Annotated in this window: 18 protein-coding genes and 1 tRNA gene; 9 read left to right on the top strand and 10 right to left on the bottom strand. The window is 60.0% G+C overall.

All coding sequences use genetic code 11. The features are described 5' to 3' along the window. Nucleotides 1-256: 256 nt before the first annotated feature. Nucleotides 257-1,786 (top strand): MocR-like pyridoxine biosynthesis transcription factor PdxR, encoded by a 1,530-nt coding sequence (pdxR, locus tag ACNAZA_RS14630; RefSeq protein WP_415797277.1) that lies wholly within the window; start codon nucleotides 257-259, stop codon nucleotides 1,784-1,786. Nucleotides 1,787-1,840: 54 nt separating this feature from the next. Here pdxR and ACNAZA_RS14625 read toward each other — a convergent pair whose 3' ends face one another. The 3 genes from ACNAZA_RS14625 to ACNAZA_RS14615 all read right to left on the bottom strand — a co-directional run bounded on the left by ACNAZA_RS14625 (nucleotide 1,841) and on the right by ACNAZA_RS14615 (nucleotide 5,091). Beyond that, nucleotides 1,841-3,277: an amino acid permease gene (locus ACNAZA_RS14625; protein ID WP_415797276.1), complete on the bottom strand. Its 1,437-nt coding sequence runs from the start codon at nucleotides 3,275-3,277 to the stop codon at nucleotides 1,841-1,843. 187 nt (nucleotides 3,278-3,464) lie between these two features. Beyond that, nucleotides 3,465-3,869, bottom strand: a complete 405-nt coding sequence (locus ACNAZA_RS14620) for a nuclear transport factor 2 family protein (RefSeq protein ID WP_415797275.1) — start codon at nucleotides 3,867-3,869, stop codon at nucleotides 3,465-3,467. Nucleotides 3,870-4,692: 823 nt separating this feature from the next. Further along, on the bottom strand, nucleotides 4,693-5,091 hold the full coding sequence (locus ACNAZA_RS14615; RefSeq protein ID WP_415797274.1) for a nuclear transport factor 2 family protein: 399 nt from the start codon (nucleotides 5,089-5,091) through the stop codon (nucleotides 4,693-4,695). A 328-nt stretch (nucleotides 5,092-5,419) separates the two neighbouring features. Between ACNAZA_RS14615 and ACNAZA_RS14610 the strand changes: the two genes are divergently transcribed. From ACNAZA_RS14610 to ACNAZA_RS14590, 5 genes are all read left to right on the top strand, one after another. Then, nucleotides 5,420-6,841 (top strand): NAD(P)/FAD-dependent oxidoreductase, encoded by a 1,422-nt coding sequence (locus ACNAZA_RS14610; RefSeq protein ID WP_415797273.1) that lies wholly within the window; start codon nucleotides 5,420-5,422, stop codon nucleotides 6,839-6,841. A gap of 232 nt (nucleotides 6,842-7,073) precedes the next feature. Then, the gene (locus ACNAZA_RS14605) at nucleotides 7,074-7,415 is read left to right on the top strand and encodes a hypothetical protein (RefSeq protein ID WP_415797272.1); all 342 of its coding nucleotides are present in this window, start codon (nucleotides 7,074-7,076) and stop codon (nucleotides 7,413-7,415) included. Nucleotides 7,416-7,432: 17 nt separating this feature from the next. Next, on the top strand, nucleotides 7,433-8,440 hold the full coding sequence (gene tauA / locus ACNAZA_RS14600; protein ID WP_415797271.1) for a taurine ABC transporter substrate-binding protein: 1,008 nt from the start codon (nucleotides 7,433-7,435) through the stop codon (nucleotides 8,438-8,440). Between the two features lie 84 nt (nucleotides 8,441-8,524). Then, nucleotides 8,525-9,313: a taurine ABC transporter ATP-binding protein gene (locus ACNAZA_RS14595; RefSeq protein ID WP_120971297.1), complete on the top strand. Its 789-nt coding sequence runs from the start codon at nucleotides 8,525-8,527 to the stop codon at nucleotides 9,311-9,313. After that, the gene (locus tag ACNAZA_RS14590; RefSeq protein ID WP_415797270.1) at nucleotides 9,306-10,187 is read left to right on the top strand and encodes an ABC transporter permease subunit; all 882 of its coding nucleotides are present in this window, start codon (nucleotides 9,306-9,308) and stop codon (nucleotides 10,185-10,187) included. Before ACNAZA_RS14595 ends, ACNAZA_RS14590 begins: the two co-directional genes overlap by 8 nt. Nucleotides 10,188-10,361: 174 nt before the next feature. Here ACNAZA_RS14590 and ACNAZA_RS14585 read toward each other — a convergent pair whose 3' ends face one another. Genes ACNAZA_RS14585 through ACNAZA_RS14575 form a run of 3 tightly spaced genes read right to left on the bottom strand, consistent with a single transcriptional unit; the run spans nucleotide 10,362 to nucleotide 13,858 of the window. Next, entirely contained in the window at nucleotides 10,362-12,062 is a 1,701-nt protein-coding gene (locus ACNAZA_RS14585; protein ID WP_415797269.1) for a cobaltochelatase CobT-related protein, read from the bottom strand. Further along, complete coding sequence (locus ACNAZA_RS14580) at nucleotides 12,052-13,041, bottom strand: AAA family ATPase (RefSeq protein ID WP_415797268.1); 990 nt, start codon at nucleotides 13,039-13,041, stop codon at nucleotides 12,052-12,054. Before ACNAZA_RS14580 ends, ACNAZA_RS14585 begins: the two co-directional genes overlap by 11 nt. Further along, nucleotides 13,034-13,858, bottom strand: coding sequence for an IclR family transcriptional regulator (locus tag ACNAZA_RS14575; RefSeq protein WP_415797267.1), 825 nt, complete (start codon nucleotides 13,856-13,858; stop codon nucleotides 13,034-13,036). Before ACNAZA_RS14575 ends, ACNAZA_RS14580 begins: the two co-directional genes overlap by 8 nt. A gap of 135 nt (nucleotides 13,859-13,993) precedes the next feature. Between ACNAZA_RS14575 and xsc the strand changes: the two genes are divergently transcribed. From xsc to ACNAZA_RS14560, 3 genes are all read left to right on the top strand, one after another. After that, nucleotides 13,994-15,805 carry a sulfoacetaldehyde acetyltransferase gene (gene xsc / locus ACNAZA_RS14570; RefSeq protein ID WP_415797266.1) on the top strand — a complete coding sequence of 604 codons (1,812 nt, stop codon included), beginning with the start codon at nucleotides 13,994-13,996 and terminating at the stop codon, nucleotides 15,803-15,805. Between the two features lie 63 nt (nucleotides 15,806-15,868). Beyond that, entirely contained in the window at nucleotides 15,869-16,846 is a 978-nt protein-coding gene (locus ACNAZA_RS14565; protein WP_415797265.1) for a bifunctional enoyl-CoA hydratase/phosphate acetyltransferase, read from the top strand. Continuing rightward, nucleotides 16,846-17,901 (top strand): YeiH family protein, encoded by a 1,056-nt coding sequence (locus ACNAZA_RS14560; RefSeq protein WP_415797264.1) that lies wholly within the window; start codon nucleotides 16,846-16,848, stop codon nucleotides 17,899-17,901. The genes ACNAZA_RS14565 and ACNAZA_RS14560 overlap by 1 nt, the downstream gene beginning before the upstream one ends. A 143-nt stretch (nucleotides 17,902-18,044) precedes the next feature. Here ACNAZA_RS14560 and ACNAZA_RS14555 read toward each other — a convergent pair. The 4 genes from ACNAZA_RS14555 to ACNAZA_RS14540 form a co-directional block, all read right to left on the bottom strand. Next, a tRNA-Ser gene (locus tag ACNAZA_RS14555) sits at nucleotides 18,045-18,134 on the bottom strand. A 31-nt stretch (nucleotides 18,135-18,165) separates the two neighbouring features. After that, nucleotides 18,166-19,482, bottom strand: a complete 1,317-nt coding sequence (gene serS / locus ACNAZA_RS14550; protein WP_415797263.1) for a serine--tRNA ligase — start codon at nucleotides 19,480-19,482, stop codon at nucleotides 18,166-18,168. 207 nt (nucleotides 19,483-19,689) lie between these two features. Further along, nucleotides 19,690-20,679, bottom strand: coding sequence for a 4-hydroxy-3-methylbut-2-enyl diphosphate reductase (ispH, locus tag ACNAZA_RS14545; RefSeq protein ID WP_415797262.1), 990 nt, complete (start codon nucleotides 20,677-20,679; stop codon nucleotides 19,690-19,692). A gap of 1 nt (nucleotide 20,680) precedes the next feature. Next, nucleotides 20,681-21,151 carry an FKBP-type peptidyl-prolyl cis-trans isomerase gene (locus ACNAZA_RS14540; protein ID WP_120971858.1) on the bottom strand — a complete coding sequence of 157 codons (471 nt, stop codon included), beginning with the start codon at nucleotides 21,149-21,151 and terminating at the stop codon, nucleotides 20,681-20,683. Between the last annotated feature and the right edge of the window lie 71 nt (nucleotides 21,152-21,222).

Here is a 21,222-nt window from a genome sequence, read left to right as displayed (position 1 = left end):
AGCGCTCCTACAGTCCCAAGTCTGCGTCTTCAAAAACCGAGTGAGTGGCCGGTTGCACCTGCTTCTAGCCAAGAAAGCCGCACTTGCTGAACGCACATCAACTCTGTCCTATATTGGCAGAGCTGACCAGCCCGCAGTGGCCGATCAGCAAGGCAGCAGCACAATCAAGACTCGCTCCATGAGTACCGTGCCGTGCGCCAAGAGACAACTCAGACCATGCCCCGCATGCGCTGAGACAGCGAATGCACAACAATAAATGACAACAGATATCCAACAAGCTCCCTCCCGGATACCGCCCTCGGTCGCCATGTGGGAGCAACTGTTCCGCCGCAGCGCCAGACCGGCCCTAGGCTTGCAAGGCCAGATCCGCGAGATGCTGGTGGATGCCATCCTGACCGGCGTTCTGGCGCCGGGCGAACCCATACCCTCCAGCAGGGAGCTGGCCAAGCACCTGGGCGTGGGCCGTATCACCGTGGTCATGGCCTACCAGCAACTGACCGAAGAAGCCTTCCTGCTGAGCCGCGAGAGAAAAGGCCACTTCATTCACCCCGATGTGCTGCAAGGCCGCACTTACGGAGCCGAGCGCAACACACCAGCCGGCAAAAATGCCGATCCCCAAGCGAATACGGACTGGTCCCGCCGCTTGTGGCTGCGGCCCAGCCGGCAGCGCAGCATCGTAAAGGAAGACGATTGGCAGCGCTTTCCCTACCCCTTCCTCTACGGTCAGTTCGACAAGGAACTGTTTCCCATCGCTGCATGGCGAGAGTGCTGCCTCAAGGCTCTGGGTGTGGTGGACATTCACATGTGGGCGCCGGATCACATCACCCGCGATGACGACAGCCTGATCCAGCAGGTGCAGACCAAGATCTTGCCGCGCCGCGGCGTCTGGGCTTCACCCGATGAAATCATCATCACCGTTGGCGCCCAGCATGCGCTGTACATGGTGGCTGATTTGCTCATGCGCGAAGGCTCGTCCATCGGCATTGAAGACCCCTGCTACCCTGATGCGCGCAATATCTTCAGCAGCCGCACCTCGCAAGTCATTCCCATTCCCGTAGACGGCGATGGCTTGCCCATCGTGAATGCCATGCGCAAGCTGGAGTATCTCTACGTCACGCCCAGCCACCAGTGCCCCACCGGCGTCACCATGCCGCTGGAGCGGCGCGAAGCCTTGCTGGACGTCGCGCAAAAGCATGACCTCATCATCATCGAAGACGACTACGAAAGCGAAAGCAGCTTTGATGAGCAGCCCATACCGGCGCTCAAAAGTCTGGATCGCAGCAACCGCGTGATCTATATAGGCAGCCTCTCCAAGAGCATGGCCCCGGGCCTGCGCGTGGGCTATATCGTGGCGCCGCCTGAGCTGATCAAGGAGCTGCGCGCTCTGCGTCGCCTCATGATCCGCCACCCTTCGACCTTCATCCAGAGAACACTGGCCATGTTCATCTCGCTGGGCCACTACGAAGCCCAGCTGCGCCGCCTGGGTCAGGCCCAAAAAGAGCGCCATGCCGAATTGACGGCAGCGATGGCTCTGCATCTGCCCGAATGCCGCATCACGCCGGTGCGCGGCGGTGGCTCATGTTGGGTGCAGTTGCCAGACCATATACCCGCTCAGACCCTGGCGCTTCAGGCTGCCGAGCATGGCGTGCTGATCGAGCCCGGTGATGTGTTCTTCACGGCCACCAGAAACACGGGCAACTTCATACGCCTGGGTTACCAATCCATCCCCACCCACAAGATCGCCCAAGGCATCAAGGCGTTGGCCGACGCAATGCACAGCATGTAAGTAAAAAGGCCCTGGACTCAAGGTCTGGGGCCTTTTGCTTTGGGATTCAAGCCCTCAGTTCTTACGCAGCTTCGGCGGTGCCAGGTCGCCCAGCAAGCCATCGTGCGCCACGCCGCGGCGCAGGACCTGGCGCACGCCATAGGCCAGCAACAGAATGCACAAGCTGGCCACACCCAGTGCCAGCGGCATGCGCTGCTCGGGGATAAAGCCCATGGCCACCACGATGGACACCATGCCTGCAATGGCCAGCCAGGTCAGGTAGGGGAAGCACCACATGCGCACCTTGAGCAAATGCGGTGCCTCACTCTCCAGACGATAGCGCAGACGCAGTTGTGAGATGGCAATCAGGATGTAGACAAAGATGGCCACGGTGCCGTAGGAGTTCACCAGGAAAGCGAACACCTTGTCGGGCGAGATGTACGACATCACGATGGCGCCATAGCCAAACAAGGTGGCGACCAGAATCGCGTAGACCGGCACGCCGTTGCGACTGACCCGGGCCAGCACCTTGGGTGCGTCGCCACGGCGGGTCAACGCAAACAGCATGCGCGAGGAGGCATAGAGGCCGGAGTTCAGAGCCGACAGCACGGCCGTCAACACCACGGCATTCATGATCTGGGCTGCAGCCGGCACACCCATTGCTTCCAAGGCACTCACATAAGGCGTGGACATGCCTGCAGAGCTCCATGGCACCAGGCAGGCCACCAGCAATACCGAGCCTACGTAGAAAACCAGCACGCGCAAAATGACCGAGCTGGTTGCCTTAGCCACGGCCTTCTGAGGCTCTGCCGTTTCAGCAGCAGCAATCGTCACGATTTCCGCACCAAAGTAAAAGCCCGTGGCGGCCACCGCACCGGTGAGCACCGGAACAATGCCGTTGGGCATGAAGCCACCGTTATTGCTCAGGTTGGCGATATGCATGCCATTGCTTCCCGGCGTCAATCCCAGCACGTAGACGCCGGCAATGAACAGAAACACCACAATGGCGGCCACCTTGATGGAGGCCAGCCAGAACTCGCACTCGCCAAAGGATTTGACCGAGACCAGATTGGTCAGCGTCATCATGATCAGCAGGATCAGGCTGATGCTCCAGGTCGGCACATCGGGCAGCCAGTATCGCACCAGCTCGGCCCCTGCCACGGCTTCCAGCGCCACCACGATGACCCAGAAGTACCAGTACATCCAGCCTGTCAGAAAGCCCGCCAGCTGCCCCACGGCAGGTCGGTCGATCCAGGCTTCGCGGGCGTACTCATAAAAAGAACCGCCCGTCATGGAGCAAGCCATCTCGCCAAGCATGCGCATGACCAGAACCACCAGCAGTCCGGTGATCAGGAATGAGATGATGGCTGCAGGCCCTGCAGACTTGATGACCACGCCGCTGCCAACGAAAAGCCCTGCTCCGATGACGCCCCCCAGGGCAATCATGGTCATGTGCCGCTGTTTGAGGCCGTGTGACAACCCATCAGACGATGAACGCTGATTTCCAATCATTTTTTGTCTCCTGTCTTGCTGACATCAACATGTCAGACGCCACGGCTTTGTGTGTGTAATTCAGCCCTGCCGCTCATGCAGCTTGTTGCCGTGGTCGTTCAGTTATGGTGCTTGAAAATATCTGCTGAAACCTCTGCATGCCGCGCAATTTGCTGTTGCACAGAAGTGCGCGGCACCATGCCTTGACTTAGGCGCTGGCGAGCGCCACTGGCGGACGATCCTTGCGATAAGCGTTCTTGACGGCAATCTTGCCGTCGCGGAAGGTGAACACATCGACCATGCGAGCCTCTACGCGCAGGCCATCGGCCTTGGTACCTTTGAAGGTGCTCTCCGAAACGCCACGTTCGCCTTGCACAAAATGCTCGCCATCGACCCAGGCCGCATCGGGGAATGCCTGCCAGGCCAGTTGAAAGCCGTCACGCACGGCATCACGTCCCACAAAGCTGCGCCCCATCAGGTCCGGTCCGGCAATGGCGTGAAACTCGCACTCATCGGCCATGAAACCCATCAGTGCTTCGATGTCGTGACGATTCCATGCATCAGAGAAACGTGCCAGAAACTGGGCATCGGGTTGGGATTCTTTAGTGCTCATGTACTCTCCAGATTGGTTCAATGTCATGGGTGCCTGCGACTGAAAGTGCGACACCTTCTGATCGAAAAATGCCTGAAATTCCGATAAGCCATGGTAGGTAGCACGGGCCATATTTCGTAGAACCAGTCTGGCTCTATCGTTAAGTCCAAGGCCAGACCATGCACAGCGCAGCACAGTGAGCGCATGCAAAAAATCTGCGGGAAGATGGCTTGAGAAAAGGCTGCTTCTCCTGCGAGAACAAACGCCTTTCGCACCATCTTTTCGAGCCGAGTATGGGCATTTTCCAAGGCCGCTTCTTCGTCGCCATTTAGGTGAAAACGATAGGAGCAAGTCAATACGCTCAGCGCGGTCATCGCAGACGAACGCGCTCAGAAAATCAGTGCCCGCAGCCGGGTGCTTGCGCAGGTTGTGAGGAAAACAATCGGGGCTTGGCACATGGTTTTTCAGTGTTCATGCATTGGCCAGGGGACTGCACACCATGCAAGCCATCACGCGGCGAATATCACGAGGGCGCAGCCATGGCTACCGTTTTCTTTCACAGCATATGAGTGTGATCTAGGGACCATGGATGAAACTGGCAGCATGCACAGAGCCGCGCAGCTGCCACAGGCACCGCGCTCACTTCGATGTGTATTGCTTTGCCAGCTCCCAAAGCGGTGCGCAGGCTTGCGGCAAAGCCAGCGCACGGCCGGCTTTCAACTCTCTCGCACCTGGTGCACCGGAGGCTGCTTCTGCTGCCGCAAATCGGCCGCAACCCAGCCATCATTCGGGCCGATACCAGTCGCGTGATTCCCGACTGCTGCGGCCTGCGGCTGCTCCGTGATCAGCTTGCAGCGATCGCCGGCCGGTCCTTGCGGAAAGCGTTCTTGATGGCAATCTTGCCGTCGCGGAAAGTGAAGACATCGACCATGCGCGCTTCCACACGCTGACCGTCGGCTTTGGTTCCTTTGAAGGTGCACTCCGAGACGCCGCGTTCGCCTTGCACAAAATGCTCGCCATCGACCCAGGCGGCATCGGGAAAGGCCTGCCAGGCCATTTGAAATCCTTCGCGTACCGCATCTCGCCCCACAAAGCTGCGTCCCATCAAATCGGGGCCAGCCACAGCATGGAACTCGCATTCATCGGCCATGAAACTCATCAGCGCATCGATATCGTGTCGATTCCAGGCGTCGGCAAAGTGCGCCAGAAACTGGGCATCGGGTTGAGGCTGGGGGAAAGTCAATGGAGTCTCCTGATGGTGGATCTGAGGGCGGCACTTCTTGGGGTGTAGCGCTGCGTCATCGAATCATCGATGACCCATGGTAGGCAGCCGCCGCACAGACTCGTTAGAACCAGTTCCTACCAATCGTTAGGTCCAGATGACAGAGCACGCACTTCTGGCTCCATCAAAACCTGTTCCGTGGCCCTAACAAACTGCGCAAAGGGCTGGCTATGCTGCGTTCATCACTCCATGCAGTGGCCTGCAACGGCATCTGCACTGGCTTTGCTTCCCTCAATTCCATAGCTATAAAGCGACGCTTCAAGCGCTGCCACACAAGGAGACAACCGCCATGAAAGCCGAGGACATTCGCCCCAGCCTCCTGCGCCCCTACGATCCGCAGTACGACCCTCTGGTTGCCCCCAATCCAGGGCACGGAACCGACTATGCACCGACCTACTGGGTGGGAACAGCAGGCCGCCCTCCCGAAGATGACGGCCCTATCTGCCAGGATATCGAGGCCGATGTGGTCATCGTGGGCTCCGGCTTCACGGGCTTGTCCACCGCCCTCTTTCTGGCCCGCGAGCACGGCATTCGCGCCGTCGTTCTCGATGCCAACCAGACTGCCTGGGGCTGCACCAGCCGCAACGGCGGCCAGGGTCAGAATGCCAGCGGTCGTCTCTACCGCTCACAGTGGGTTGAACGCTGGGGCAAGGACGTGGCCCTGAAGCTGGACGCCGAGATCCGCGAAGGCTTTGACACCTTCAAGCAGCTGGTTGCGGAATTCCCTGAATGCGAGCCGCAGCCGGGCGGGCATTTGTACATTGCCCACCGCGACAGAAAAATGGATTTCCTGCGCAACGAGACCCGCGTCATGCGCGATGTCTTCGGCTATGACGCCCGCATGCTCAGCGTTGACGAAGTCCGCCGCGATTACGTCGATGATGCCGATTGCCGTGGTGCCATGCATGAGCCCGACGGCATCGGCGTTCACCCGCTCAAGCTGGCCTTCGGCTATCTGCGCAAGGCCCGTGAACTGGGCGTGAAAGTACACCCGGCCAGTCCCGTCATCGGCATGGAAACACGCAACGGCGTGCACTACCTCAAAACTCCGGGCGGCACCGTCAAGGCGCGCGCCGTCGGCTTTGCCACCGGTGGCTACACCAGCAACGGTCTGCACCGCAATTTAAACTCGAAGATCATGCCGATTCTTTCGAACTCGCTGGTCACCCGACCGCTGACGGAAGAAGAGTTGGCAGCCACCAGTTTCAAAACCACGCAAGTCATCACCGACACCCGCACCCTGCGCTTTTACTACCGCAAATTGCCTGACAACCGCGTGCAGATCGGCAGTCGCAGTGCCATCACGGGAGCGGACGCACCCAATCCGATCCACATGGCCAAACTGGTCGAAGGCCTGCATCACAAATTCCCGGCACTCAAGGGCATTCAGGTAGATTACTCCTGGTGGGGCTGGGTTGACGTAAGCCACGACATGATGCCGCGCATCACCCAGCCCGACCCCAAGGAAAGCATCTTCTATGCGGTCGGCTACGGCGGCAACGGTGTGTCTTTCTCCGCGCACGCAGGTCGTCGCATGGCCCAGCGTATTGCGGGCAAGAACCTCAAGGCTTTTGAGCTGCCGATCTACAACTCGCCACTCGAATATCCAAACGTGTTCAACACAGTGCGCTCAGAGGCGTTTGCACCATTTCGCCGCATGGGACAGCGCTTCCTCTACCACTGGTATCACATGCACGACGAAAAGAACTGATCCCGGCCATCGCAACTCGGCTCTGCGCAAATCAAGAGCACTTTCCGAAAGGAAGGTGCTCTTTTTTTGCCCCTCCAATGCTATTGGCTCTTCTGGCTATGGATTCGATGTTTCAAGCGCACTCAAAAGCGTATCTCTGGCACGCATATTGCGACGCGTTCAGGGCAGCAATGCCCCAAAAGCACGCAGTTCTTCAACGCGTCCATCCAGATCAGTGAATACACCTAAGTCCATGAAAACATCCAAAAAAGCAAATACCGGAACAGCTCATGTTTCTGCAGAAACCGCGCCGCATAAGGCTTTGCGGCGTACAGACGTGCTGGATGCAGGAGCATTGAGCCCACGTTTCTTCAACCAAACACCGTGCCTGCAGGCACTGGACCTAACGATTGACATCAACTGGCCCTACTGGCTGAACAGCGTTGCTCACTACGATCCGCTGAGAAAGCCTTTTGCAGTTCACGAGCAGCTTTCAAACGGTTCAAGCCCCAAAAAGGAAATACGAAAACAAGACAGCAAGAGTGGCGGCAACACGGAATTTTTCGGTCGGGATACTCAACGGATTTCGTTCTAAAAATGGAGAAATTGAAAATGAGAATGCAGAAACGATTGGTGCTGAAAGCAGGTATTGCAATGACAGCACTGGCTTTGGCCGGTCCCGTGCTTGCACAACAAAAGACAGTGACCTTCGCCAACCAGGACATGTTGGTGCCTCTGCGTCTGGTCATGGAATCCGGCGAAGTGGAGAAGGAAACGGGCTACAAGATCAACTGGCGCATGTTCTCGGGCGGCGGCGATGTGATCCGGGCCATGGCCTCGGGCGATGTGCAGATGGGAGAGGTAGGCTCCAGCCCACTCACGGCAGCGGCTAGCCAGGGACAGGACATCAAGCTGCTATGGATCTCAGCAGACATTGCCAGCGCGGAAGCGTTGGTGGCACGCGATGGCGGCGGCATTAGCAACTTCAAAAGCATGGAAGGCAAGCGCATCGGCGTGCCATTCGTCTCCACCGCGCACTACCAGCTGATCGCAGCCCTTGGAAAAGAAGGCGTGGATGCGCGCAAGGTCAACATCATGAACATGCGCCCGCCAGAGATTGCGGCAGCCTGGGAGCGCGGCGATATCGACGGCACTTTTGTCTGGGATCCGGTACTGGCCAAGGTCAAGCAAAAGGGCAAGGTGATTGCCACCTCCGGCAGCATTGCGCAGATGGGCTACCCTACCTTCGAAGGCATTGCCGTCAGCACCAAGTTCGCTCAGGAAAATCCCCAGTTCATGGTGGCCTTCGCCAAGGCTCTGAATCGGGCCAGCGCCCAGGTACGTGACAACCTGGCCAAATGGACGCCCGAGTCGCCCGAAATCAAGGCCATTGCCAAATGGAGCAAAGCCGACCCCAAGGACGTGCCTGCGGCCATGGCGCTGTACCGCTTCCCCAGTGCAGAAGAGCAGCTCAGCGCGCAATGGCTGGAAGGCGGTGCCGCCAAGGCCATGACCAACACCGCAACCTTTCTGAAATCGCAAGGACGAATTCAGGAAATCAAGCCCGACTATGCCGTGTTCGTGACCAACAGCTATGTCAAAAAGGCGCTAGGCCGCTAATTGCCCGAACCCGCTCACGACGGCCGGCAAAGGTAATCACACCGTCGTGAATTCCTGCTTTACTTCTCTTTGGAAGGCAATCTCATGCCGACTCTGGATATACGCGACCTGACCGTCAATTACGAGGTCAAGGGCGGGCATTTGCAAGCACTGGCTCCCGTGAACCTGACCATGCATGAAGGCGACTTTGTGGTGGCCCTCGGCGCCTCAGGCTGCGGCAAGACAACTCTGCTCAACTGCATGGCCGGATTTCTGGCGCCTTCCAGCGGCCAGATCCTGCTGGACGGAAAACCCATCCAAGGTCCGGGCGCCAATCAAGGCGTGGTGTTTCAAAAACATGCGCTGATGCCATGGCTCAATGTGATCGACAACGTCGCACTGGGCTTGCGCATGCGCGGCATGGACCTGAAAAAACGCACGCAGATCGCGCAGGAAAAATTGGGCCTGGTCGGTTTGGAGAAATACGCCCAGCGCGCCGTGTATGAACTGTCTGGCGGTATGCAGCAACGCGTGGGCATTGCCCGTGCGCTGGCCAACGACCCCGCTCTGTTGCTGATGGATGAACCCATGGGCGCACTCGACGCTTTCACGCGCGAGCAGGTCCAGGAAATTTTGCTGCGGGTATGGAAGGCCACCAACAAGATGGTGTTCTTCATCACCCACTCGGTGGAAGAGGCCCTGTTTCTGGCCAGCCGCCTGATCGTCATGAGCCCCAGCCCCGGGCGCATCTCGCATGTCTACGACGACATGCCGTTCTGTCATGAATTTCTGCGCACCGGCGATGCCCGTGCCGTCAAGTCGCGCCCTGACTTCATCCGGATGCGCGAAGAAGTTCTGAGTCTGATCCACCATAGGGAGCCTGCAAATGTCTGAAGCAGTCCAAATGAACCATCTGCCCCCCACGACAGCGCGCGCGCAACCCAAAGCACCGACGGCACTGGCATCGGGACCGGTGAAAACCAGCCGCTTCAAGGTCCCTGGCGAAGGCTCCAGCGTGGGCATCAGCATAGTCACCGTGATCGTGCTGCTGGCACTGTGGTTCGCGGCCACCAATCTCGGCTGGGTCAAACCCTTGTTCCTGCCCAGTCCACAGGCGGTTTTCCAGCAGTTCTATGAATATCTGACCGGACAGGCCAACGACAAACCGCTGTGGCAGCACTTCTCCGCCAGTCTGTTGCGCGTGACTGTGGCCTTCTGGCTGGCCTTCATCATTGCCGTGCCGCTGGGCATTGCGATGGGCATGTCACGCGTCGCACGCGGCATCTTCGATCCACCCATCGAGTTCTACCGCCCGCTGCCGCCGCTGGCTTATCTGCCGCTGATCATCATCTGGTTCGGCATCGATGAAACACCGAAGATTCTGTTGATCTTCCTGAGCTGCTTCGCCCCCCTGGCTCTGGCGGCGCGCTCGGGCATGCGCAGCGCGGCACAGGAGCAAATCAATGCCGCGTATTCGATGGGCGCAAGCTACTTGCAAGTGATCCGCCACGTGATCCTGCCGGCCGCCCTGCCGGACATTCTGGTGGGCATGCGCATCGCCATCGGCTTTGGCTGGACGACGCTGGTGGCTGCTGAAATGGTGGCGGCAAACGTGGGCCTGGGTCAGATGGTGCTGAACGCCTCGAACTTCCTGCGCACCGACATCGTGATCATGGGCATCATCGTCATCGGAGTGATTGCCTATGTTTTTGACCTGTTCATGCGCTGGGTAGAAAAGCGTCTGGTTCCATGGAAGGGACGCATGTAAGCTCGCTGCTTGCGCCATGTGTAAACCGCCCCCGCCAGTGCATCTGCCGGGGGCGGTTTCACAAGCAGATTTGGTCCAGATAGTGCGCTTTCTCGCTTTGATGGCTTGATTTCAAGAGGCTGGTCAGCCGTCAGCCGGCTTAGCTAGAGAGATGGATAGCCCTATCCATCTCTTTCATCGTTGGCACAGCAACTCGGCCACCGAGTACAGCAAAGCCTCGTTTATGTCCTGATGCAGATCGATGGCCAGCCGTTGACGGTAGAACACGCCCAGGTCCAGGCCGACACCCAAGGCGCAAACCTTCACGTCCCCCATGCGCTCTTGCGCGGCCAGCACTTGCCTCAGGTGCTGATCCAGATAGTGCTCGTCGTTGCACTGATGCGTTGCCGTGTCCATGGGGCAACCATCCGAGATCACCAGCAAAATGCGCCGCCTTGTGGAGCGCGTCATCAGCCGCTGGCAGGCCCACTCCACCGCTTCACCATCAATGCCTTCGCGAAAGATATCGGGTTTGCGCAGGGCGGCCACACCATGGCGGCCATGACGCCAGGGCTTGGCACCATCTTTGAAGACAATGTGCAGGCGCTCATTGAGGCGACCCGGAAATTCCGGCCGTCCGGCGCGCTGCCACTGCTTGCGCGCTCGGCCTCCATTCCAAGCCTGAGAGGAAAATCCCAGTATCTCCACCGCCACACCGGCCATCTCCAGAGCCCGACCCAGCACATCCAGCAGCAAGGACAGGGGCTTGGCGTACGCTTTCATCGAGCCTGAGCAGTCCATGAGAATGGTGACGGCCGTCTCGTTGAGCGGGCGCTGCATTTCGTCTTTGAAAATGGCCCGCTGCTGGGGATCCGTGACCAGCTGGGACAGGCGGTTGCCATCCAGATAGCCTTCTTCCTGCGCAAACTTCCAGCCGTCGCGCTGCGACGTTGCCAGGCGCTGCTGCAGATAGCGCGCCAGCCGTCCTGCATGCTGCAAGCCGGAGCGGGCCAGTTCCTCATCCATCTGTTCTCGAAATTGCGCCAGCTGCACCGCGCGTATCAATTCACTGGCAGCGACCTCCCGGTCAAATTCGCGCGTTAAAACCCGGTAGCTTTGCGCCGTACTGGCCCAGGCCCGGCTGTCGCCGCTTTGAGCCATAGGCAGCTCATCCAGGCTCTGAGATTCAAAATGCAGCGGCAAGGCGAAATTGCTGCGACGCTTGGGGCCGCCGGCACCACGAGGTGCCTCTTCCTGCGCCGCGCGCACGGCTTGTCCTACCCAACGGCTGACCGCCAAGGCTGGCACGACAAACTGCCGCTGCTGCTCCCGCAGGCGCCGCAACTGAACCCATTGCGACCCCAGTTGCGTGGCCATGGACAGGCGGGTGGACTCCACCAGATCACCCATGCTCTCCGGTATTTCATGACCTGTCAGCCGGCTCCAGGCCGTGATGGCCACCGTGAACAGCAAGATGCCCAGGCTGCTTTCCGTCAAACCGGAATCCATAAAGGCCTGGCACCAGTGCAAAAAGCGCTGGCGCATATTCTCGCGCGCCCCGGGCCAGGCCTCGGGCACTAGACTCTCGACCCGCAACTGCTCCAGCAGCTCGAACACCATGCGCTCTACCGGATCCTTGGGCAAATGCTGTTGGTGCAAGGCCCCGTCGCTCAAATGCAGGCGCAAACCCATGCTGTCCAGCAAACCACGTTGATCCGTCTGAAGCAGCGGCACATCGCTGTGGTGGGCCGCAAGCTGAGGCAAGGGATTGGTGCCGCGATAAAGCGTTTGCCCGCTCCATTGCAGCGAATCGTCACCCGTCATGGCGCGCAGCATGGCTCCGCCCCAGGCTTCCATCTGGGACTGCGAAGCAGAGATTGGCGTTTCAGTGCTCATGCAGGAACGCCAGAGCAGGCTCCTCGGTCCGCGCCAGTTCCTGGCCAAAACAGCGCTGAAAATATTCGGTCACGATGGCGCGCTCGGCAGGCTCGCATTTGTTGAGGAAAGACAGCTCGAACGCCAGTTTCAGATCGTTGAAGATGGAAATGTTCTCGGCCCAGGTAATCACCGAACGTGGCGACATCAGCAAGGACAGATCTCCCACTGAGAAACCCCTGCGCGTCAGGCCGGCCAGCGCCACCATGGCGTCCACCCGCTTGCGCCCCTGCGGCGTATCCATCTCCGGCACACGGGCCAGCACAATGGCGGCCTCTTCGGCAGGCTCCAGATAGTTCAAGCTGGTCACCAGATTCCAGCGATCGAGCTGTGCATGGTTGAGCAGTTGCGTGCCGTGATAGAGCCCATTGAGATTGCCCTGGCCCAGGGTGTTCATGGTCGCAAACAGGCGGAAATACGGATGGGGCTGGATCACCCGCTTTTGATCGAGCATGGTGAAGCGGCCTTCGCGCTCCAGCACACGCTGGATGACGAACATCACGTCCGGCCGGCCCGCATCGTACTCATCAAACACAATGGCCACGGGCCGCTGCAAGGACCAGGGAAGAATGCCCTCCTGAAACTGCGTCACCTGCTTGCCTTCCTGCAGCACGATGGTGTCCTTGCCCACCAGATCCAGACGGCTGATATGGCCGTCCAGATTCACCCGTACGCAAGGCCAGTTCAGCCGGGCAGCCACCTGCTCTATGTGCGTGGATTTTCCTGTGCCGTGCAGGCCCTGTATCACTACGCGCCGGTTGTGCGCGAAGCCCGCCAAAATGGCTTGCGTCACTTGCGGGTTCAAGCGGTAGGCTTTGTCAATGGCCGGAACATGCTCGGTTCGCTCTGCGAAAGCAGGCACGCTCATGTCCGTATCAATGCCAAAAACATCACGCACGCTCACGGTACGGGTAGGCTGCAGCAAGCTCAGGTCAGTCATCGTCGGCTTCCGGTGAAATTTCATCATTGATGCGGGCGATCGCCGCGACGGCCGCCTGCAGCTTGGGGAGAAAGGACAGGGCTTTCTCCTTGGAAAAACGCATGATGGGTGCCTGCACGGCCAGCCCCATGTTGGAGCTGCCATTGGGTGCCGGCACCAGCACGCCCAGGCACAGCAACCCCGGCAGAAACTCTTCGTTGTCAAACGCATAGCCCTGTTCGCGCACCTGCTCGAGCTCCTGCTCCAGGGCCTCGAAAGTCGTCAAGGTGTTGCCGGTGAAGGCTTCCAACGGCACGTTGGACAACAGCCTGCGGCGCTGCGCCGGCGCCATCTGACTCAGGAACAGCTTGCCCGTGGCCGAGCAGTGCGCCGGTACGCGCGAGCCCGGGTGCAGATAAAAGCGCAGCGGGGCCGGCGTCTCCACACGGTCCAGATACAAGACCTCGCTGCCCGAGAAAGCGGTGATGTTGCAGCTCTCGCCCAGCTCGTGCACCAGCTGGGTCAGCACCGCATGCCGCGCGCCATGCGTGGTGTTGTTGAGCAACACGCTTTCCGCCAGACGCATCAGGCGCTGACCCGTGCCGTAGTGACGTCCATTGCCATCCCTTTGCAAGATGCCTGCGCTTTCCAGCTGGGAAAGCATGCGGTGCATGGTCGGCTTGGGCAGACCCGTCTCTTCCACCATGGCTTGCAGGGTGAATGGCACGTTTTTCTGGGCAACGGCTTCCAGCAACGCAAACAAACGCAGGTTGGGCGTGTCTCCGTCAAGGCGAGCCGAGTTGGTTTCTTCGCTGTTCTTCATATCGTCATCGATCATAGTAATTTCCATTTTTCGAGTCAATTTATTCCGAAAAAAGAAATTTATTTGCACTTCGACAAAAAAATGCCCTAAACTGGCATCGCGATTTCTTTTTTCGAAACGATAAGTTCCAAATTTTCAAAGGAGACAAAGATGGCTGCTACTGACAATCGTAAGGTGGTTGAAGGCGTTCAAAAGATGACCCCTTCTGAAGCATTCGTGGAGACCTGTGTCGCCAATGGCGTCAGCGAGATGTTCGGCATCATGGGCTCGGCCTTCATGGACGCCATGGACATCTTTGCTCCTGCAGGCATTCGCCTCATCCCCGTGGTGCACGAGCAAGGTGCAGCCCACATGGCCGACGGCTATGCCCGCGTCTCCGGTCGCCATGGCGTGGTGATCGGCCAGAACGGCCCCGGCATCAGCAACTGCGTTACCGGCATTGCCGCAGCGTTCTGGGCGCACAGCCCGGTCGTGATCGTGACGCCCGAAACCGGCACCATGGGCATGGGTCTGGGCGGCTTCCAGGAAGCCAATCAGCTGCCCATGTTTCAGGAGTTCACCAAGTACCAAGGTCATGTCTGCAACCCCAAGCGCATGGCCGAGTTCACGGGCCGCGTGTTTGACCGCGCCATGTCCGAAATGGGCCCCACCCAGCTGAACATTCCCCGTGACTATTTCTACGGCGAAATCGAGTGCGAGATTCCCAAGCCCATGCGTGTGGACCGCGGCCATGGCGGCGAGCAAAGCCTGCAGGCTGCCGTGGAACTGCTCAAGACCGCCAAGTTCCCCGTGATCCTGGCCGGTGGCGGCGTGGTGATGGGCGATGCCGTGCAGGAAGCACAGCAACTGGCCGAACGTCTGGGCGCTCCCGTGGCAACCGGCTATCTGCGTAATGACGCCTTCCCCGCCAAGCATCCGCTGTGGGCCGGCCCTCTGGGCTACCAGGGCTCCAAGGCAGCCATGAAGCTGATCGCTCAGGCCGACGTGGTGATTGCACTGGGCTCGCGCATGGGTCCCTTCGGCACCCTGCCCCAGCACGGCATGGACTACTGGCCCAAGACGGCCAAGATCATCCAGGTCGAAGCCGACCACACCAATCTGGGCCTGGTCAAGAAGATCTCCGTGGGCATCAATGGCGATGCCAAGGCCGTGGCTGCAGAGCTAACCAAGCGCCTGGCGAATGTGACGCTGAACTGCGACGCAACCAAGGCCGCACGTGCCGACACCATTGCATCCGAAAAGCATGCCTGGGAAAAGGAACTCGACGAGTGGACCCACGAGCGCGACCCTTACAGCCTGGACATGATTGAAGAGGCCAAGAATGAGCGCACACCTACCGGTGGTACCTATCTGCACCCCCGCCAAGTGCTGCGTGAGCTGGAAAAAGCCATGCCGGCACGCGCCATGGTGTCTACCGACATCGGCAACATCAACTCGGTGGCCAACAGCTATCTGCGCTTCGACGAGCCACGCAGCTTCTTCGCTCCCATGAGCTTTGGCAACTGCGGCTACGCCCTGCCCACCATCATCGGTGCCAAGTGCGCAGCCCCCGAGCGTCCAGCCATTGCCTACGCCGGCGACGGCGCCTGGGGCATGAGCATGATGGAAATCATGACCGCCGTGCGCCACGACATTCCCGTCACTGCCGTGGTGTTCCACAACCGCCAGTGGGGTGCGGAAAAGAAGAACCAGGTGGACTTCTATAACCGCCGCTTTGTGGCCGGCGAGCTGGAAAGCGAAAGCTTCTCCGACATCGCCAAGGCCATGGGTGCCGAAGGCATCGTGGTGGACAACATCGAGGACGTGGGCCCGGCACTGCAAAAAGCCATCGACATGCAGATGAAGGAAGGCAAGACCTGCGTGATCGAAATCATGTGCACCCGCGAACTGGGCGATCCGTTCCGCCGCGACGCTTTGGCCAAGCCCGTGCGCTTGCTGGAAAAGTACAAAGACTACGTCTAAACCAGGCAACCCCACGGAGTCCGACTTCGTGGGGTTTTTTTCTGACTTTCGACAGGAACCTCCATGGCATCCATCACCTCCCTCGCCGTGGCAGCCGCCGAGACCACTGCCACGCCCCGTCCCCACCTTCAGCAACTGCAAGAGCGCGCGCTAGCCAAAGGCCCCATCACCGTGGCCGTGGCCTATCCCTGCGATGCTGGCTCTCTACAAGCCGCCATGCAGGCAGCCGACACCGGTCTGATCAAGCCTCTGCTGGTCGGCCCGCAAGATCGTATTGAAGCCGCAGCCAAAGCCGCCAGACTGGATTTGTCCGGCGCAGAAATTCATGCCACCGCCGACGATGCGCGGGCAGCCGCCGCACAGGCAGCAGCCCTGTGCCGCGACGGTCTGGCCAGTGCCTTGATGAAAGGCAGCCTGCACAGCGACGATCTGTTGGGCGCTGCCGTGGCACGCGAAGCAGGCCTGCGCGGCAACTGCCGCGCCAGTCATGTCTTCGTCATGGACATCCCCGGCTACGACCGACCTTTGCTGATGACGGACTGCGTGGTCAACATCTTCCCCAGCCTGATGGACAAGCGGGACATCGCACAGAACGCAGTGAACCTGGCCCATGCCATAGGCATAGACCGCCCCCGCGTGGCCGTGCTCTCGGCAGTGGAAACCGTCAACCCTGCCATTCCCGGCACCATTGACGCCGCCGCCCTGTGCAAGATGGCAGACCGCGGTCAGATCACGGGAGGCATTTTTGACGGCCCGCTGGCCTATGACAACGCCATCTCGCTGCATTCGGCTCACAACAAAGGCATTGTCTCGGACGTCGCAGGACGGCCCGACGTGCTGCTGGTTCCCAGCCTCGAAGCCGGCAACATGATTTACAAGCAGCTGGTCTACATGGCCAATGCCGAGTGCGCAGGTCTGGTGCTCGGCATGCGCGTACCGATTGTGCTGACCAGCCGCTCCGACTCCGTGGCCAGCCGCATTGCCTCCTGTGCGCTGGCCGTGCTTGCCAGTCCCGCGCCCCGGGCCGGTAAGGAGTCGTGATGGGACAAGCCAACGCCCCTGCCAGCGCCCCACTACCCCGGATGGAGCCAGCGCCGCGCGCGCTTCAGCATCTGGGGCTTTTGCCAGGCATCGCGCTCTCCGGCGTGATTGCCCTGGCAGCGACCTTTGTCTCCACCTTGCATGGCGGGCCGCAGCTGCTGTATGCGCTGTTCTTTGGCGTGGCTTTTCACTTTCTGAGCCAGGACGCCAAAACCAAGCCCGGCATCGAGTTTTGCGCGCGCGCCGTGCTGCGCCTGGGCGTGGGTCTGCTGGGAGCTCGCATCACGGCCACCCAGATTGCCGGCCTTGGATGGAGCACGGCCCTGATCGTCATCGCCGCCGTGCTGACGACCATTTTTTGCGGCTACTTTCTCGGCAGGCGCCTGGGCATGACACGGCCGCAAGGCGTTCTGTCCGGCGGCGCAGTGGCCATCTGTGGTGCCTCGGCAGCGCTGGCCATCTCGGCCGTTCTGCCCCGCGACAAGAACAGCGACCGCTTCACCCTCATGGTCGTGGTCACGGTGACGGTGCTCTCTACCGTCGCCATGGTCCTGTACCCGCTGATTGCCCGCGCCCTGGGGCTGCCGCCCGAAATGGCCGGTCTTTTCATCGGCGGCAGCATTCATGACGTGGCCCAGGTGGTGGGTGCCGGCTACACCATCGACCAGACCACGGGTGACTACGCCACCATCGTCAAGCTGTTTCGCGTCTCCATGCTGGCCGTGGTTGTGGTCGTGGTCTCCGCTCTGTTCAAAAAGCAGCGCGAAGCCGCGCAAGAGCAGCACTCGGGCAAAAAGCCGCCGCTGGTGCCCTGGTTTTTGTGGGTGTTCGTGGCGCTGGTCTGCGTCAACTCGCTGGGCTGGGTACCGGCCATGCTGCAGCTGCAGCTGACCGATATGTCCAAAAACTGTCTGGTGCTGGCCATTGCAGCCCTGGGCATGAAGACCTCGTTCAAACAGCTGGCACAAGCGGGCTGGCGCCCGTTTCTGCTGCTGCTCGTGGAAACCGCCTGGATGGCCGCCTTTGTGCTGCTGGCCATCGCCTTCAAACCCTGAGCCGCAACGCAAACAAGGCAGACAAACAAAAAGGCCCAACCATCTGGTTTGGGCCTTTTTTCATGACTTGAGAGCAGAAACAAAAAAACCCGCGTGAGCGGGTTTCCTTGCTATAACCGAGAGCCTATGGCAAACGGCGTATATGGCGGAGAGGGTGGGATTCGAACCCACGGTAGTATTGCTACTACGCCTGATTTCGAGTCAGGTACATTCGACCACTCTGCCACCTCTCCTGTGTCGAAGCTGAAATTATAGCCTAAAAAATCAGGCTTTCAGCAAAGTTTTGCCGCCCATATAGGAAACCAAAGCTTCGGGCACGGTGATGGAGCCGTCGGCGTTCTGGTAATTCTCCAAAACAGCCACCAGCGTGCGGCCTACGGCCAAGCCGGAACCATTCAGGGTGTGTACCAGTTCGTTCTTACCCAGGGCATTCTTGAAGCGGGCCTGCATGCGGCGGGCCTGGAAGGCTTCGCAGTTGCTGACCGAGCTGATTTCACGGAAAGTGTCTTGCGCAGGCAGCCACACTTCCAGGTCATAGGTCTTAGCCGCGCCAAAGCCCATATCGCCCGTGCACAGGCTCATCACGCGGTAAGGCAAGCCCAGCTTTTGCAGCACGGCCTCGGCGTGACCCGTCATTTCTTCCAGCGCTTCGTAGCTCTTTTCGGGATGCACGATCTGCACCATCTCGACCTTGTCGAACTGGTGCTGGCGGATCAGACCACGTGTGTCGCGGCCTGCGGAGCCGGCTTCGGAGCGGAAGCAGGGGCTGTGCGCCGTGAGCTTGATGGGCAGGCGGTCTTCGGCCAGCACTTCGTCGCGCACCAGATTGGTCAGCGGCACTTCGGAAGTGGGGATCAGATACAGCGCCGCGGTATCGGGCACCGGTTCGGCATCCTGACCGCCCTTGTTGGCCGCAAACAGATCGCCTTCAAACTTGGGCAACTGGCCCGTGCCCTTGAGCGAATCGCTGTTGACGATATAAGGCACATAGCATTCGGTATAGCCATGCTCTTCGGTCTGCAGATCGACCATGAACTGGGCCAGAGCGCGGTGCAGGCGGGCAATCTGGCCCTGCATCACGGTGAAGCGCGAGCCGGTCAGCTTGACGCCGGCTTCAAAATCCAGACCCAGGGGCGTGCCCAGATCGACATGGTCCTTGACCTCGAAGTCGAAGGTCTTGGGCGTGCCCCAGCTGCGCACTTGCACATTGCCGGTTTCGTCGGCACCCAAGGGCACGGATTCATGCGGCAGATTGGGCACGGCGACCAGCATGGCTTGCAGCTCGGTCTGGATTTGTTCCAGACGCGTGGCCGATTGTTCCAGCTCGGTCTTCAAGGTGGCGACTTCGGCCTTGGCGGCTTCGGCGGCGTCTTTCTCGCCCTTGCCCATCAGCATGCCGATCTGCTTGGACAGCTGGTTGCGCTTGGACTGCAGCTCCTCGGTGCGCGTCTGGATGGACTTGCGTTCGGATTCCAGCGCCTTGAAGACTTCCACATTCAGGAAGGCTTGAGGGTTCTTGCGGGTCAGCAGTCGGGCGACGACCGAGTCCAGGTCTTTGCGGAGAAGTTGAATGTCGAGCATAGAGGGCGATTTTAGAGCGACTGGCCGGACCCGGCACCCGGCCAAGGGCTTGGTCTGTGGCGCAGCTGCCGCAATCGAGAGATTAAAAATGGGTTCTTGCTATGAATAACAAAGCGCCTTGCGCCGATCTTTGCTCGGATTTGAATTGTTTCCAGCTCAAAGTCCATGAAAGACCAGCGCAAGGCGCTATGAAATTGTTATGGCGTTTCAGTGACCGGTCTCGGGTGCCTTGCGCACTTCGATCTCCAGCCCTGTGGCCGCATCGATCTTCAAACCTTTGGGCAGGGGGAACTTGATGGTCTCCTCGATGCCGTCCATCTTGCGCACAGCCACCGCACCCAGCTGCTTGATGCGGGCAATCACCTCGTTGACCAGCACCTCGGGAGCCGAAGCGCCGGCCGTCAGGCCCACGCGGGCGGCGTCGACAAACCACTCTTCCTTGAGCTCGCCGGCGTTGTCCACCATATAGGCAGGCGTGCCCAGGCGGTCGGCCAGCTCGCGCAAGCGGTTGCTATTGGAGCTGGTGGGGCTGCCCACCACGATCAGCACATCGGTCTGCGGCGCCAACACCTTGACGGCGTCCTGTCGGTTTTGCGTGGCGTAGCAAATATCTTGCTGCTTGGGCTCGCGCACCTGCGGAAAGCGGGCACGGATGGCAGCCATGATGCCGGCAGCGTCGTCCACGCTCAAGGTGGTCTGCGTCACCACGGCCAGCTTTTCGGTCTGGCGCGGTGCCACGGTGGCCACATCGGCCTCGTCTTCCACCAGGTGAATGCCTTCGGACAGCTGACCCATGGTGCCTTCCACCTCGGGGTGGCCTTTGTGGCCGATCATGAGGAACTCATAGCCCTCTTTGGCCAGCTTGGCCACCTCCACATGCACCTTGGTGACCAGGGGGCAGGTGGCGTCAAAGATGGAGAAGCCGCGCTGCTGCGCCTCTTGCTGCACGGCCTTGCTCACGCCATGGGCGCTGAACACCAGGGTGGCGCCGGGCGGCACGTCGTCCAGCTCTTCAATGAAGATAGCGCCCTTGGTCTTGAGATCGTTGACGACAAAGGTGTTGTGCACGATCTCGTGGCGCACATAAATCGGCGCGCCGAACTTGGCCAGCGCCCGCTCCACGATCTCGATGGCCCGGTCCACGCCGGCGCAAAAGCCGCGCGGCTCGGCCAGCAGGATTTCCTTGGCGCCCACCACGTCAGAGCACTCCGATCAGCTTCACTTCAAACGTGACCGGCTGGCCGGCCAGCGGGTGGTTGAAGTCAAACAGCACGGCGCCGTCTTCGCGCACCTGCACCACGGCACCGGCATAGCTGCCCAGGCCGTCTGGCGTGGGGAACTGCACCACATCGCCGGCGGTGTACTGCTCGTGCGGATCGCCCAGCTCATTCATCAGCTTGCGTGCCACCCACTGCATCATGTCGGCATTGCGCTCGCCAAAAGCCGCGCCAGCGGGCAGCTCGAAGGTGGTGTGCGCGCCTTCAACCAGGCCGATCAGCTGATCTTCCATGGCGGGCGAGAGCTCGCCAGCACCCAGCGACAGCGTGGCAGGCTTGTCGTTGAAGGTATTGATCACATCACCGGCCGGGCCGGCCAGGCGGTAGTGCAGCGTGAGAAAAGAGCCAGCCTGTACGACGGGCAGATCCGAAGGGGTTGCGCTTGTGGTCATGAAAGTCCCGATAAACTGGCCCATATTGTAAGAGCGAGCCTATAACCTCTGTGCCCCCGTGAGCTGTGCCA

It is taken from the genome of Comamonas aquatilis (assembly GCF_965139575.1).
Classification (GTDB): domain Bacteria; phylum Pseudomonadota; class Gammaproteobacteria; order Burkholderiales; family Burkholderiaceae_C; genus Comamonas; species Comamonas aquatilis.
This window is presented reverse-complemented; position numbering and strand designations above follow the sequence as displayed.